Origin of the sequence: Paenibacillus sp. FSL R7-0048 (assembly GCF_038004505.1) — a bacterium.
In the GTDB taxonomy this organism is placed as follows: domain Bacteria; phylum Bacillota; class Bacilli; order Paenibacillales; family Paenibacillaceae; genus Paenibacillus_AQ; species Paenibacillus_AQ odorifer.
Map to the genome: position 1 here is coordinate 290,822 of NZ_JBBORF010000001.1, position 14,461 is coordinate 305,282.

14 protein-coding genes are annotated in these 14,461 nt (G+C 41.0%); 6 read left to right on the top strand and 8 right to left on the bottom strand.

Going from position 1 to position 14,461, the window contains the following annotated elements; genetic code table 11:
- Positions 1–75: 75 nt before the first annotated feature.
- The gene (locus NSQ91_RS01305; protein ID WP_036687230.1) at positions 76–873 is read left to right on the top strand and encodes an ATP-grasp domain-containing protein; all 798 of its coding nucleotides are present in this window, start codon (positions 76–78) and stop codon (positions 871–873) included.
- Here the strand turns inward: NSQ91_RS01305 and NSQ91_RS01310 are convergent.
- The 3 genes from NSQ91_RS01310 to NSQ91_RS01320 all read right to left on the bottom strand — a co-directional run bounded on the left by NSQ91_RS01310 (position 868) and on the right by NSQ91_RS01320 (position 3,996).
- Positions 868–2,217, bottom strand: coding sequence for a bifunctional folylpolyglutamate synthase/dihydrofolate synthase (locus NSQ91_RS01310; RefSeq protein WP_076305123.1), 1,350 nt, complete (start codon positions 2,215–2,217; stop codon positions 868–870). The genes NSQ91_RS01305 and NSQ91_RS01310 overlap by 6 nt on opposite strands.
- A 14-nt stretch (positions 2,218–2,231) precedes the next feature.
- The gene (locus tag NSQ91_RS01315) at positions 2,232–3,278 is read right to left on the bottom strand and encodes a hypothetical protein (RefSeq protein ID WP_076305122.1); all 1,047 of its coding nucleotides are present in this window, start codon (positions 3,276–3,278) and stop codon (positions 2,232–2,234) included.
- 67 nt (positions 3,279–3,345) lie between these two features.
- Positions 3,346–3,996, bottom strand: coding sequence for an N-formylglutamate amidohydrolase (locus NSQ91_RS01320; RefSeq protein ID WP_076192573.1), 651 nt, complete (start codon positions 3,994–3,996; stop codon positions 3,346–3,348).
- Between the two features lie 345 nt (positions 3,997–4,341).
- Here NSQ91_RS01320 and NSQ91_RS01325 point away from each other — a divergent pair, with 345 nt between their 5' ends.
- The 5 genes from NSQ91_RS01325 to NSQ91_RS31955 all read left to right on the top strand — a co-directional run bounded on the left by NSQ91_RS01325 (position 4,342) and on the right by NSQ91_RS31955 (position 9,120).
- On the top strand, positions 4,342–5,724 hold the full coding sequence (locus NSQ91_RS01325) for an ABC transporter substrate-binding protein (protein ID WP_076126963.1): 1,383 nt from the start codon (positions 4,342–4,344) through the stop codon (positions 5,722–5,724).
- Positions 5,725–5,884: 160 nt separating this feature from the next.
- Complete coding sequence (locus NSQ91_RS01330; RefSeq protein WP_036687240.1) at positions 5,885–6,727, top strand: carbohydrate ABC transporter permease; 843 nt, start codon at positions 5,885–5,887, stop codon at positions 6,725–6,727.
- Positions 6,727–7,560, top strand: a complete 834-nt coding sequence (locus tag NSQ91_RS01335; RefSeq protein WP_036687243.1) for a carbohydrate ABC transporter permease — start codon at positions 6,727–6,729, stop codon at positions 7,558–7,560. The genes NSQ91_RS01330 and NSQ91_RS01335 overlap by 1 nt, the downstream gene beginning before the upstream one ends.
- A gap of 164 nt (positions 7,561–7,724) precedes the next feature.
- Positions 7,725–8,756 carry a LacI family DNA-binding transcriptional regulator gene (locus tag NSQ91_RS01340; protein WP_076126967.1) on the top strand — a complete coding sequence of 344 codons (1,032 nt, stop codon included), beginning with the start codon at positions 7,725–7,727 and terminating at the stop codon, positions 8,754–8,756.
- 88 nt (positions 8,757–8,844) lie between these two features.
- On the top strand, positions 8,845–9,120 hold the full coding sequence (locus NSQ91_RS31955; protein WP_370511611.1) for an ArsR/SmtB family transcription factor: 276 nt from the start codon (positions 8,845–8,847) through the stop codon (positions 9,118–9,120).
- A gap of 30 nt (positions 9,121–9,150) precedes the next feature.
- Here NSQ91_RS31955 and NSQ91_RS01345 read toward each other — a convergent pair whose 3' ends face one another.
- The 5 genes from NSQ91_RS01345 to udk all read right to left on the bottom strand — a co-directional run bounded on the left by NSQ91_RS01345 (position 9,151) and on the right by udk (position 14,334).
- Positions 9,151–9,381, bottom strand: coding sequence for a hypothetical protein (locus tag NSQ91_RS01345; RefSeq protein ID WP_254847760.1), 231 nt, complete (start codon positions 9,379–9,381; stop codon positions 9,151–9,153).
- A 176-nt stretch (positions 9,382–9,557) separates the two neighbouring features.
- Entirely contained in the window at positions 9,558–10,757 is a 1,200-nt protein-coding gene (locus NSQ91_RS01350) for a Ger(x)C family spore germination protein (protein WP_076305121.1), read from the bottom strand.
- 50 nt (positions 10,758–10,807) lie between these two features.
- Positions 10,808–11,920, bottom strand: a complete 1,113-nt coding sequence (locus tag NSQ91_RS01355; protein WP_076305120.1) for a GerAB/ArcD/ProY family transporter — start codon at positions 11,918–11,920, stop codon at positions 10,808–10,810.
- 48 nt (positions 11,921–11,968) lie between these two features.
- Positions 11,969–13,561 (bottom strand): spore germination protein, encoded by a 1,593-nt coding sequence (locus NSQ91_RS01360; RefSeq protein WP_076192561.1) that lies wholly within the window; start codon positions 13,559–13,561, stop codon positions 11,969–11,971.
- A gap of 146 nt (positions 13,562–13,707) precedes the next feature.
- Positions 13,708–14,334, bottom strand: a complete 627-nt coding sequence (gene udk, locus NSQ91_RS01365) for a uridine kinase (protein WP_036687251.1) — start codon at positions 14,332–14,334, stop codon at positions 13,708–13,710.
- Between the last annotated feature and the right edge of the window lie 127 nt (positions 14,335–14,461).

A 14,461-nucleotide genomic window follows, 5' to 3' on the forward strand; every position in this document is an offset into this window, starting at 1 on the left:
TTTTATTATTTTTTATTAATATTCCTCATGCTATGATTAGGTTTGGTCATATTTTGTTAGAAATGAGGAAACTGAATGACGACTAGACCTTACTTAAAAATGATCCAGCATTCTGTTACAGCCTCAGGGATTAGCTTTGAGGAAATTACACCGAATTTCGTATATAGAGCGACGGATGGAGTGAAATCATTTGTGATGGTAGACGCTGAGATCGGACTAAACAACAGTGCTTCTACGATCATTGCCATGAGTAAATCTCTAACTTATGATGTTTTGCATAAGGCGAATATCCCAGCCGTAGAACATATTTATTTGCCGCATCCAGACTCCAAATTTAGCAATTTGAATCCTTATCCATTGGCTGAGCGTTATTTCCAAGCGTGCAATGGGGAGGTAGTTATGAAGCAGGATAACGGGGCGCAGGGCAATCATGTGTACAAAATCAATGAGATAGCTGATCTGCATGAAAAGCTGGATTTATTATTTTCTTTACAGCTTAATGGGGCAATAGGTCCTTATTATGAAGCGGAGATTGAGTATAGAATTGTAACTTTTAATCATCAGGCGCGTGTATTCCTTGGCAAAAAAAGAGTTCGTTCGTGGAAGCATAATTTGATTAACGGAGCTGTTACGATTGAGGTGAAAGATCAGGCCAAACAAGAGGCGCTGGCGGAGCTTGCCTCCCGGACCTCTAAAGCGCTGGGCCTTGATTTCTGCTCAGTAGATATCTTAGAGACAAATCAAGGCTTGATGGTGATTGAGGTCAACCATAAGGTGATGTTAGATGAATATTGTAAGCAAAATCCAAGTGAAGTACCTGGCCTCTCAGACCTTTACAGGGAAGTTATTCTTCAGCGTATGAATCAGTTATAAGCCGATATTCAGCAGCGATTGCCCGAATAATCTTTTGGCATTTCCGATTAGAGTTTGCGTACCCACGATTACAATAATCTCCGAAGGTGATTGTTCTTTAACATACGTAAGAGCATCCTCTAAATAAGGGAATTCGGAACTTTTTTCGAGAAAACTTTTAGCGATAAGCAGGGCATCCGTTGGGAAAATTAGATGGCTTATATCGGGTTTGGTTACGATTAGTTGATCCGAGACTGTACTCATGACTTCGATGACCCCTGTGTAATCTTTATCCTTAGGGACACCGATGATGGATGTGACGGTACGGCTGCGCTCAGGATTCACTAATTGAATAAGTTCAGCCAGATAGCTTGCAGAATCTCTATGAATAGCTCCGTCAATAATCGTCAGTGGGTCATGACAGATAACTTCACAACGTCCCGGCCATTGTAATTGTTCAAAACAGTGATGTACGATCTCCTGATCAAGGGGTCCCCCTGTAATCTCTTCACAAAGTGCGACTGCGCTGGCAGCATTGACCGCTTGAAACTGTCCCAATAGCGGAAGGGTCAAGGCTGGATAAACGGCTGGCTTCGTCCGGACATCAAAAGTAGTTCCGACAGAAGTGGTGGTGATAGATTCAGCTAAAAACTGTTCTTCATAATATTGCACAGGGTTGGAGGAGAGGTTGTCCTTCATGATCGCAAGAACGTCGGATTTCTGTTTGCTAACATAGACGTTTGTTGTGTTGTTTTTGACAATCCCCAGCTTGTGCAGTGTAATGCTGTTCAGATCAGGTCCCAAATGGGCTACATGCTCTTCCATAATCGGGGTAATGACAGCCCAGTCATTGCTCAGGACATTGGTGTCATCAAACCTTCCTCCTCTACCGCATTCAATCACATTGATATCTGTACCCTTCTCCTTAAAGTACAAAGCCGCAATAGCCAAAGCAACCCCAACCGGACCTTGATATTCATCAGCAGCAAGCTGCTCTTCGATCTGGTGGAAGCCCCCGCGAATTACATTACCTAATCGTACAAAATCTTCTGTGGCTATTGCCTGCCCATTGATCCGGATTCTTTCGTTGAAATCTACCAGGTGAGGGGAGGTGAATAACCCCACTTTATATCCCAAGTGACTTAACAGAGAGGAAATAAATCTAGAGGTGGAGCCCTTACCTTTACTGCCTGTGACCAGTATGTATTTTTGATTGCGATCCGGACTTCCGACTGCATCCAGTAATGCTCTGGTTAACTCCGGTTTTCTAACTTCTTCATCCAAAGTCTCTGTAATGTTGTTAATGGCCCTTAGGTAAGAGCTGTAGATCATATCTTCTACTTGGGATTGTGAAGTGAATTCCACGGAAATCCCTCCATTTAATTAATTTTGGCGCGTTCCTCAGATAGTGTTGTGTAGATGATAATCGGAAGTAACACAAGAGAAATGATGACGGTCAGAGCGATGCTCCAGTTCAAATCCTTATATAGCTGTACTATGGTGAACAACAAAGCGATAACAGGTAAGACCAGTTTGTTTAAGTGCTTTAGGAATAAGGAGTACATACTTCTTTTTACGGTAACTGATGTGCCGATGCTTGGGATTTCTAACTCGTTACGCGATAAGGCGGTGATCCCGATAAATAAGTGGCCGTCGATAAATTTAAGCTGCTCATTATCCGCATGAAGCTTGACTGACTGGGCAATATGCTCCGTATCGATGTCTAAGATGGGGATGGTGATTTGTTTGGAATTATAGGAGATCACGATCTGATCTGTTTCTTCCATGCCTAGCAGTTTTCTAACATTCGGATGAATTCTGCATAAATTCTGGTGCTCATCAAAAGGGTAAGGATGACCCACTCTGAGGGTGAGCTCTCTTTTGCCAATAAAAAAGTTCCCTAATGCACTTAAGGGCCGTTGGATCAGTTGATTTATAAGTTTATGTATGCCTGGCTTGGGTTGAGAACGCGTCCTAGCGCGAGTAATGATTAATGGGTCATGCCCCTCGGAATGGGTTTCAAGCAATAACATAATGTATCTGTTGAAGTAAAGGGTATTCGGTTTGGCTGTGCTATCTTTCCGTAAAGTTAGGTTTACCCGGAAGCCATTTTTGGGATTGATAAGTTCTACTTGATTCGTATATTTACGGACGAGTGCTGGACAGGCTTTTACATAGGGTTTGGCAATCTCGTCCACTTTAGGAATTCCCCGAAGAACTGTGTCGTATTCTGGCTTCGTTATTGTTAATCCTGTAGTCAGGCAGTCCCCGAGCTTGTCCTTTGCCCGCTTGGATAATTGGATTGTACCTCTTGGCACCTCATCTGCCGATAAAATTAAACAGCTGACTTTGACACCATTCTCTGCTGTAAGATCAACGAAGATATGCTGGACTAAACCTAATTCCTTTAACTCTTCGGAGTTCATTGTGATTTCTTCACGAGGTTGAAGGCTTTGTTTGTCTAGAATAGTAAAGGTTTGCTCGATAATAATGTCAGACACCGCCCAATAGTTTAATGATTTGTTCAAGGGAATGAATGGTTTTTTGGAATAAATCAAACGCATTCGGGTTACGATAATTTCGATTAATTTCAATTTGAATACTTTGAACTAACAATTCCTTAGCGCAATATGAAGTAATTGTTCCAGGATGGGATGCAGAAAATGTATGATTTTGTCGAACATTGGTAATACCATTATTGTTAAAGATGCCTATGACGTCATTTAAATTATTCTCTCGTATAGAGGTTCCGTACAGTGTCCCTAGGTCAATATCAAACTCTCGAAGTTTGGAAGCTCCGTGCAGATCGATCACAAACTGAATGCGATGTTCTTTGACAAGCGCTCGTAGCGCAGCCTTATATTCTCCACCTAAGATGTAATTTGGGTCTTCTTTGGAAAAGCTATTCGAATAAATACAGTAGCAATTGGTGAGCTTTTGTAACAAGAGGGCAAGGGAGCCTGTATACATGTCAGCTGGTTTTACAGCATGTTCTCGAAAATGATTAATGGCATGTGGAGCTGAGACTAGTACAGGAAGGGAGCCTTCTACAATGGAGTAAGAGGGATCTACCCCGATATCGCCAAAATAATTATTATTGGAGAATTGTAGCTCATACTGTTCGATCAGAGATAAAATATGCAATCACCTATTCATAGTTATTTAATGGGTCGTTAACCATTAGTATGTCCTAAGCATTCACCATTCATGAATAAGGATGAATCTATTATAACGCTTGCAAGGTTTGCCGTGGGCAGTTTTTCCATAAAATGATTCTAAAAGATTGGCTATTGAAAAGTTCAAAATGGTGTGCTAATATTTCAATTGAAAACGTTACCGATAAGGATACCGATAAGGATACCGAGAAGGATACCAAAAAGTAGGCTGGGGATTACTTAAGCAAATGAAAACGCTGACATAATTTTCACTAACAGCATCGGAACGTCTTCATGCGAAGTAATCTAATAAAAAGTACGAGGGGGAAGAAGAATGAAGAATATCAAAAAATATTTAGGGCTCATGTTAGTAATGTCTATGGTTGTTGTCTTAGCGGCAGGATGTGGAAATAAAGAAAATAATTCTGCATCCAATGATGGAAACGCTACATCTGGTAAAAAAGGGTCAGTTTATTTCTTGAACTTCAAACCTGAGATTGCAGAAATATATGAAAAGATCGCTAAGGATTACGAAGCAGAGACAGGAGTTAAGGTAAAAGTCGTAACGGCTGCTGCGGGTACTTACGAAACTAAATTGAAATCCGAAATCTCCAAGTCTGAAGCGCCAACTATTTTCCAAATTAACGGACCTGTTGGTTTTCAATCCTGGAAAGATTACACCTTGGATTTGAAAGATACTAAGCTTTACAGCTATCTGTCCGACAAAAGCTTGGCTGTAACTGAAGGTGAAGGCGTGTATGGTATCCCTTACGTAGTTGAAGGATACGGCATCATCTACAACGACGCAATTATGAAGAAATACTTCGCTTTGGCTGATAAAGCGGTATCGATCTCCTCCACAACTGAGATCAATAACTTCGACACTTTGAAAGCAGTAGTAGAAGATATGACGGCTAAAAAAGACCAACTGGGCATTAAAGGTGTATTCGCCTCCACTTCCCTCGCTGCTGGTGAGCAATGGAGATGGCAGACTCACCTTGCAAACTTGCCGCTGTACTATGAATTCAAAGACAATACTGAGTTTGACAACACCGTTCTTGCGGGTCTAGCTTCTAAAGAAGTTGAATTCAAATACAACGATAAATTTAAAAACATCTTCGATCTGTACATCAAGAACTCTGTAACTAAAGAATCCTTGCTGGGTAGTAAATCCGTAGCTGACTCCATGGCTGAATTTGCACTTGGTAACGCAGCTATGGTTCAAAATGGTAACTGGGCTTGGTCACAAATCAACGATGTTGACGGTAACGTAGTTAAAGCTGAAGAAATCAAATTCTTGCCTATCTACACAGGTATGGAAGGCGAAGAAAAACAAGGTTTGGCTGTAGGTACAGAAAACTATTTCGCAATCAACAGCAAAGTATCTGCTGAGAACCAACAAGCTTCTATCGCTTTCCTGGAATGGTTGTTCTCCAGTGAAAAAGGTAAAGCTTATGTAACTAACGATCTAGGTTTCATCGCACCATTCAATACCTTTGAAGACAGCGAAAAACCAGCAGATCCACTTGCTAAAGAAGTATCTGCTTGGATGGAAAAAGATCTTACTTCTGTAGCTTGGACATTCGCAGCATTCCCAAGTGAAGAATTCAAAAACGTCTTTGGTGATGCGCTCTTGCAATACGCTCAAGGAAACAAAACTTGGGATGAAGTTGTAACCATCTTCAAGGACACTTGGAAGGCTGAAAAAGCAAAATAATAAATGCATGGAAAGATGCTTGAATAACTCTCAGTTGTCATACAGATAAAAGCTTAGTGCCACTGGGCTCCCTCGGGATTCAGTGGCACTAAGCAACAATTGGAGTGGATCTTGCTACATCTGTTTCATCATTTTCCATACTGAGATAGGAGAAGACTCCATGGAAAAATCGATAAAAAAATATTTTGCTCTTTTTGCATTACCGACCATAATAGCCTTTGGAATTGCCTTTGTGATCCCTTTTCTTTTGGGTATATATTTGTCTTTTACAGAGTTTACTACAGTCAATGATGCAACATGGATAGGGTTTGGCAATTACGCTAAAGCTTTTTCGAATCAAGAGTTTCTAAATGCATTAGGTTTCACCGTTAAATTCACAGTTTTATCTGTTCTTACTATTAATGTGTTCGCCTTCATCTTGGCGATGTTATTAACTAGAAAGCTAAAAGGAACCAACGTATTTAGAACGATCTTCTTTATGCCTAACTTGATAGGCGGTATCGTATTAGGATACATCTGGCAGTTGATTTTTAATGGGATTTTGTACAAATTTGGTGTCACTTTGACCTCTGATGCAACGTATGGATTTTGGGGACTAATCGTTCTTATGAATTGGCAATTGATAGGGTACATGATGATTATCTATGTTGCAGGTATTCAGAATGTTCCTAAAGATATAGTAGAAGCCGCAAGAATTGATGGAGCTTCACGTTCTAAGATTTTGCGTAATGTGACTATTCCACTCGTAATGCCGTCCATTACTATTTGTTTATTCTTAACCTTATCCAATTCATTTAAATTGTTTGACCAGAACTTAGCGTTGACCGCTGGTGCTCCTTCTAAGCAGACCTCCATGTTAGCACTGGACATCTACAATACATTCTACGGAAAATCAGGATGGGAAGGTGTCGGTCAAGCGAAAGCCGTCGTATTCTTTGCTTTAGTAGCCTTAATCGCCTTAATACAACTTGTCATTACTAGAAGAAAGGAGGTTGAGAACTAATGCAAAAGACTAGAGCAAAAGATTACTCTATATTCACCATTTTGTTGGTCTTGGCCATTGCGTTCTTATCTCCTATTTTTATTGTTCTGATGAACTCCTTCAAGGGTAAGTTCTACATTAGTGATACGCCGTTCTTATTCCCTAATGAGACTACGTTTGTTGGTTTAAAGAACTATACTAGTGGTGTAGCAAAGATTGATTTCTTCAGTGCCTTCGGAATGTCCTTGTTTATTACGGTATGCTCGGTGGCTGTGATCGTGTTATTTACTTCCATGACTGCATGGTACATTACCCGGGTGAAGTCCAAATTCACAGGCATGATGTATTATGCGTTTGTATTCTCGATGATCGTGCCTTTCCAAATGGTTATGTTCACAATGACTAAGACTGCAAACGTGCTGCATCTCGACAATCCGATTGGGATTATCTTAATCTATTTAGGGTTTGGATCAGGGCTATCTGTGTTTATGTTTAGCGGATTTGTGAAGTCTATCCCGCTTGAGGTTGAAGAAGCGGTAATGATTGATGGCTGTAATCCACCTCAGGCCTTCTTTAAAGTGGTATTGCCCATCCTGAAACCTATTGCTGTAACTGTAGCTATCCTTAATGTAATGTGGGTATGGAACGACTTCCTATTGCCAGACCTGCTGATTGGTACAGAGTATAAAACGATTCCTATTGCGATCCAGTACCTAAAAGGTGGATACGGATCGATTGACATGGGAGCTATGATGGCGATGCTGGTCTTAGCTATTGTGCCAATCATCATTTTCTACCTGACTTGTCAAAAGTACATCATCGAAGGTGTCGTTGCAGGTGCGGTTAAGGGTTAAGCTTGATCTACCTCGTTAAATAAATTAATATTCATGTAAGAAGCGAGTAGGGTGTTTTTCTTGGTGGGTGACCATCAGGAATCCCCTGCTTTCTTATTTTGACTATGAAGTTGAATAAGGATTAAGGAGTTTGATAGATACTAACAAGTAAAGGATAGATAGAAATGGAGAGACTGACTATTATAGACATCGCCAAATTATGCGGTGTTGGCGTGACTACTGTATCAAGGGCTATTAACAATCATCCGGATATTAATGAAGAAACAAAAGCGATGGTTATGAGGGTTATCAAAGAAAATCATTATGTCCCGAACAACAGTGCAAGAAATTTAAAACGTTCTGATTCGAAAACGATTGCAGTATTGATTAAAGGGATATCCAATCCATTTTTTAGCCCGATGATCAAAGTGTTCGAAAAAGAGATTCAACGCAAGAAATACTCCTTCATCCTACAGCGAGTTGATGAGAATCAAGATGAGATCGAAGTGGCGATTGAGCTGGAGAAAGAAAAAAGGCTAAAGGGAATTGTCTTTTTAGGAGGGCTATTCTCACACTCTCAAGAGAAATTACAGCAATTAACGGTTCCATTTGTCCTTAGTACGATCGGAATGACGGAAGAGTTTGATTTGAGCGACTATTCTTCTGTATCTGTCGATGACTTTAATGAGAGCTATAAGATTGTGGACTATTTATGTAATCTGGGGCATGAGAAAATCGCAGTCATTACTGCACCAGAAGAAGATGTAAGTATCGGTAAGTTAAGATATGAAGGTTATAAAAGGGCTTTAGCTGATCATGGAATCGCTTATAATGAGCGGCTAGTGCGGCGGATGAAAGAGGATATCGACAGTTACAGTATGGAAAATGGGTATGCGGTTACAAAAGAATTGCTAGAGTTAGGTGAAGAGTTCACCGCTATTTTTACCTTATCAGATAGTATGGCTATCGGCGCCTGTAAGGCAATATTTGAAGCGGGCAAGCAAGTCCCGGAAGATTACTCTGTGGCTGGTTATGACGGATTGGATATTTCCTTCTATTATAATCCTTCTATTACTACCATCAAACAGCCGGTAGTGGAGATTGCGGAAGCGACGATTAAGATTCTTTTTGATCTCATCAATAAGAAGGTTAAGCATGCGCATCAGATTTTCCCGGCAGAATTAATAGTTAGAGAATCTACAAGGTCTTTATTGTAGTTTCAACAAGTGAGTATGTTTAAGTTTATTTACGAATCGGGGTGGGGAGATAGAACCGCAAGAGATTAAACCTAACGATATCAACAGCATCACACGGTTTCTCACCGCATTTGGTGATCCTACTCGGATTCGGATTGTTACGTTATTAGGGAATAAAGGTCGGCTAAATGTTGGGGAAATTGCAGGTGAATTCGAAATAAGCAGGCCAGCGATTTCACATCATCTCAAAATCCTACGGGATGCCCGCATTGTTGACCATAAAAAGAGAGGCCAGGAAGTCTATTACTGGCTGGCGCGTGAACGGCTAGCAACAAACTTTAGGGCGCTTGCTGATTTGGCAATGTCGTTTAATCATGGGGACTAAGCCATCTCAAGGGAATGGTTCAGTCCCATTTTAGGATAACCAGGCATTTACCATATCGGAGACGGGTTTATAGATAAATATCATCCATCCCAATGGGTTAGAGACCGAAATATGTAACGCATTAATAAGACTGAAGAAAGTTCCCAGCAACAGAAGAAATGAGAAAACCCACATCTCCTTGATTAATTTTTTCCTCCACATCAGGGGAACTTCAATGGCTGCTATAACGGCTACAACTATGAGAATCACTACTATACCCAATATTCACAACCTCCCAAACCATCTAGTTTCGAGATATTAAGTCTTTGCTCAGTGCTCTTCTGAACATTACTGCAATTTCGCTGTAATAAGTGTAATTTGGTTAACACTCGATACTCTTTCAATTTTAATAGTTGGGCACCTTGCGATGTTATACATGGTTTTGTGACTCCAATTCATCACTTCGTCTCTTCTAGGAAAGAGTTAGTCACTTTCCCTAACAGGCGAATCTTAATATCCATCTTTACGCTTATTGGAAGGTTAACAAAGGTCTCATCCCAATTGTTTCGCAGTTTCTTCCACGCCTGCGGGTTAGAACGATGGATGATTTCACCGAATCCAAAAATATCGCTTTTGTATTCATTCTGTACCTTTTTAATAGTAGTTTTGAATAAATTCCGGACTTTTTTATTGGCGATTTGTTCTAATTCGGTGATAGTTTTTGTGTCTGTCAGTTCAAGATTTCTACACTGAACCTCTCCTATATCTGATTCTATATGTTGCTCAATACTGATTTCTGGTTTGTCATTATGGATGCTGCCTTTCATTTTGGAACGGGCTTCAAATACATCAAGCGAAACCTTTTTACCTTCGGGACATTGGATATAGAAAACAGTACTCTCTACTTTATTGGTTAAATAGTTATACACTTTTGATTCCTCAGGATTTAGCCAACCAATCAATTTGTCTTCCTTGAATATGGCCAATCCGGAGTATTTCAATTCTGTTGGAGAGTCTACCGTTTCAACATTATTCGGAGTTTCTCCTACATCTACACTCCCCTCGATGACAACACCTGTTAAGACTGGATTCTTACCCTTACTGACAAGTTCTGTAATTAGGGTTCCTAATGTCACAGTAGATGTAGGTGCCCAATTTTTCTCCGAGCTTTCCAGACTGGAAAACAATCGCACGGCAGGAATCTTTTCAAGACTGGTTAATATTTTCAACGCATCTTCTGCCTTTGCATCCTTTGCTACCACTATAAAATAATCATTTCGCGTATCAGTGTCTCTTGACATGAAATCAAGAACATCGTTGATTCCCTCTTTAGCCAAATCCTCGCCAAGGACTAGGATCCGTAAATGAGAGATATAAATTTTACGTGGGCTAACGGTTGTGATTTTTCTAAGGGCTTCATATACAGTATTTCCTGTCGCTTTATAAAGGTTGACGGGTGCTTGAGGAGAGCCTCCCTTGGAGCCAGCGATTTGACTGGGTAAGACCACTTGTGCAGAAACTTGATATTGATCTCCAATTTTATCGATCCCTATTCCTACAGCAATCGCAAGATCATTTAATTCTCGGCGGCTCCAGCAACCTGTTACAAATATTTGCATGAGAATAAGAACACAAATCAGAAGCGATCTTCGTTTCATGGTTTAATCCTCCGTTAGATCTTTCGGTATTCATGTCTCCCAGCCCATCTTTAGCTTCGAGATTTTAAGCCTTTGTCCAGTGCCCTTCGAAACATTCCCACACCTAACAACACCAAAGGTAGAAATAACCCGAAGGTTATAACATAGTACACCCAATAATTATCGAATACTTTGTTGTAATAGGTGTAATTTGGCCCAATAAGAGGTGCTAGTGTAACCAAAATTAATCCTGTGGGTAGAGTTAGCACCCGGTACTCTTTTAGTTTGAATAATTGAGACAACCCCAGAACGAAAGCATAGAAGTATAAGGTAACTTCTATAAACAAGGTTAACATCCAAAGTAGTGCTATCATGGCTTCCACCCGCTCGAAGAAACCACCAACGGATATGCGCCTTGCAATGTTATAACTGGGATAGATATCCCTGGTTGTCAGATCTGGACCTAGCACTAATATGGAAATAGTAACCGTCAGGAAGATAATAATACCGCCTAAGAAACAGCCTTGTAGTAAGCCTTTGGTTATCTTTTGTTGTTGGTTTACATAAGGGAGAAACATTAGAAAAACAACCGGTTCTATAAAGGTGTAAGCCGTAATGGAAATAGACCCTCTCAACACTGGTTTTATGCCATCCTCCAATATGGGCAGTAATCTGACAATCTCCATCTGAGGAATAATTGCGACCGTCAGAATCAGAAATAGGATAATAATCATAGGTGTAAAGATCTCTCCAGCTCGTCCTATGACTTCAATACCTAGTCGTGTAGCCATAATCACGATCACCATGAATAAGATTAAAACAGCCGGAATAGGGGTTCTCGGTAATATTTCGGATGTAACGAACTCACTGAGTTCTCGCATACTTCCAACGGTGACGATAAGAAAATACATTAAGGTCAAGAGTGATAGAATAGTCCCAATCCATTTTCCAAAAGCCTTTTGAATCGCCTCAATAAGCGTTAGTTTGGGGTACAACTTTACGAACTTGCTGTACATATAGATGGCTAATAAACCTACGATCATACCAATTAATGCGGAAATCCAGGCATTTTGTCTGGCGTAGTGTGAAGTGGAGGGAGGGATTACGAGAATGGAATCCCCGATCGTAAGGAACATAACCAGTATGGTAAGCTGGCGAGTACTTATTTTACCTTTTTCGAGCATGGCTTTCTTCACTCCAATTTATCACTTCATAGGTCAAGGTTTCAGGGGCTATTCCTCCGTGAGATCTCCCGGTTTCTCCGGTGGTGTACTCTTTTCCCGAACGATATTTTTTTTATTGATAAGTCTAGGGCGGGTAAACATAGCCCAATGCGGCATTCGGAAAAAGGTGTCCTTTTGATCGGCGAGATTATAGGGAGCAAACGGACTCAAATAAGGAATTCCAAAGGAACGTAAGCTGCACATGTGAAGAACTATCGCAATAACGCCGATAATGATCCCAAACAATCCAAAGGATGCAGCAAGGAACATCATTGGGAAACGGAGCATTCTGATGGTCAGGGCAAGATCGAAGGATGGCAGCACAAAGCTGGAGATAGCAGTAATAGCGACGACAATAAGCATGGCAGCAGAAACAATGCCGGCATCAACTGCCGCAGTCCCAATCACTAGGGTGCCTACAATGGATACAGATTGGGCTATGGTTTGAGGCATTCGTACACTCGCTTCTCGTATAATCTCAAAGGCAAGCTCCATTAAGAGTGCTTCAATAAATGCTGGAAGCGGCACGCCCTCCCGTTGTGCGGCTAGACTGATCAGCAGGGTTGTGGGCAGCATCTCCTGATGAAAGGTAGTAATAGCTACATACAAAGATGGGGCAAGTAGTGAAATGAAAATACTGAAGTATCGAAGCATTCGTACTAAGGTGCTAACATCGGCACGTTGATAATAATCTTCCGCCGTCTGCATGAAGGAAACAAATAAGGTAGGCACCGTCATTACTATAGGTGTCCCATCTACTAATATGGCTACTTTTCCTTCCATAAGAGCAGCTGCTATAACGTCAGGGCGTTCCGTATGATGGATCGTTGGAAATGGGGTATAGGTTTCATCCTCGATTAATTCTTCGATATAGCCACTTTCCAGGATCCCGTCAATGTCGATCCGATCTAAACGTGAGTGTACTTCTTGCAGAATCTCATCACTAACAATGCCATTGATATACATGAGGGCTACGTCTGTCTGTGTTACACGTCCAATTTGCTGTGTTTCTAACCAAAGATTGGGGTCTTTTATTTTCCGCCGGATTAATGCGGTATTCGTGCGTAAGCTTTCTGTGAAGGCTTCCTTAGGTCCACGAATCACCGTTTCAGTGGCACTTTCCGTTACGCCACGGTCTTTCCAGTCACGCATGCCTATGGTGAACCCTTTGGTATATCCATTAAGTAAGAGGATCACATCTCCGGATAATAGAGAGGTGAATAAAGAATTGAACTCCGTCGCATCTTTAATATCCCCTACAGTGAGCATGTGATCTTTTAATAATTGATAGTTGGCTGTTTGTGTATCAAGACTTGGATCTGGAAGTTCTAAGATTAGTGATTCCAGAATGAAATCCTGAATAGCTTTACTATCCGCCAATCCATCTGTATAGAAAATAGCTGCTTTGATCTGGTGTTTGGAACCAATAAAGAATTCTCTAATCACGAGATCTGTACTATTGCCGAGTGTTGTTTTTATATATTGAATATTATCTTGAAGTTTTTCTTTAATGGGTTCCTTGGGTAATTCTTTAGTGGGGTTAGGGTGCCCTAATGAAGGGTTCTTAAAAACTTTTGTTATTGTTCTGTTCAGAAATCCCATAGTTGTTATCCCTCTTCCGCTGGTGCTGTAAATATAGCTATTACCATAATGAGGTGGGATTATTCTGAACCATGGATGGGTCAACGCATATCAAAAAAGCCGCAGAGAGATTCTCTGCAGCTAGCTAGAAGCGCTTAATTAAGACTTTAAGACGTCCAATCGTTATATAGATGCTTCTCCGTTAGGATGGACAACAACTGAATACCAACCTCATTATGGCCACCTTCAGGGATGATCAGGTCAGCGTATTTTTTGGATGGTTCGATAAAAGCTTCATGCATGGGTTTAACTGTACTCAAATATTGATGATGGATCGACTGGATGCTCCGTCCACGTTCTTCAATATCTCTAAGGACCCGGCGGAGAATGCGTACATCAGGATCGGCATCCACGAATACCTTGATGTCGAGCATTTCACGGAGATTCTCGTCAGAAAGGACGTGGAGTCCCTCGATGATTACAATATTGTTTGGCTTCAGTTCTACCGTCTCTGTAGTGGAGCGGGCATGGACTGTAAAGTCATACACGGGAGCGAATGCGGTCTGTTCTTCGCGCAGAGATTTAAGATGCTCAATGAGCAGCTCGTTATCGAAAGCGAAAGGATGATCGTAATTAATGGATTCACGTTCAGCAAAGCTGAGATGTGAGTGATCCTTATAGTAGTTATCTTGAGATATGAAAGTTACCTTTCCCGTTCCAAGACGGTCAATGACGGAGCGGGCTACGGTTGTTTTTCCCGAGCCGGTGCCGCCGGCGATACCAATAATGAGCATGTGATTCAATAACCCTCCCTAAGATTGCCGTTGCAATTCCAATATTGTAGCACAGCGCTCATGTTTTTTCACCTTAGATCGGGTAAAATTAAGATGGGATTTTTGGAAATTCGTCTATATTAGGGAC

Bases quoted from the DNA above. Each gene is read 5' to 3' on its own strand.
- NSQ91_RS01315 (WP_076305122.1), bottom strand. From the start codon at position 3,278: ATGAACTCCGAAGAGTTAAAGGAATTAGGTTTAGTCCAGCATATCTTC.
- NSQ91_RS01355 (WP_076305120.1), bottom strand. From the start codon at position 11,920: ATGCTCGAAAAAGGTAAAATAAGTACTCGCCAGCTTACCATACTGGTT.
- NSQ91_RS01340 (WP_076126967.1), top strand. From the start codon at position 7,725: ATGGAGAGACTGACTATTATAGACATCGCCAAATTATGCGGTGTTGGC.
- NSQ91_RS01325 (WP_076126963.1), top strand. From the start codon at position 4,342: ATGAAGAATATCAAAAAATATTTAGGGCTCATGTTAGTAATGTCTATG.
- NSQ91_RS01335 (WP_036687243.1), top strand. From the start codon at position 6,727: ATGCAAAAGACTAGAGCAAAAGATTACTCTATATTCACCATTTTGTTG.
- udk (WP_036687251.1), bottom strand. From the start codon at position 14,334: ATGCTCATTATTGGTATCGCCGGCGGCACCGGCTCGGGAAAAACAACC.
- NSQ91_RS01350 (WP_076305121.1), bottom strand. From the start codon at position 10,757: ATGAAACGAAGATCGCTTCTGATTTGTGTTCTTATTCTCATGCAAATA.
- NSQ91_RS01330 (WP_036687240.1), top strand. From the start codon at position 5,885: ATGGAAAAATCGATAAAAAAATATTTTGCTCTTTTTGCATTACCGACC.
- NSQ91_RS01305 (WP_036687230.1), top strand. From the start codon at position 76: ATGACGACTAGACCTTACTTAAAAATGATCCAGCATTCTGTTACAGCC.
- NSQ91_RS01360 (WP_076192561.1), bottom strand. From the start codon at position 13,561: ATGGGATTTCTGAACAGAACAATAACAAAAGTTTTTAAGAACCCTTCA.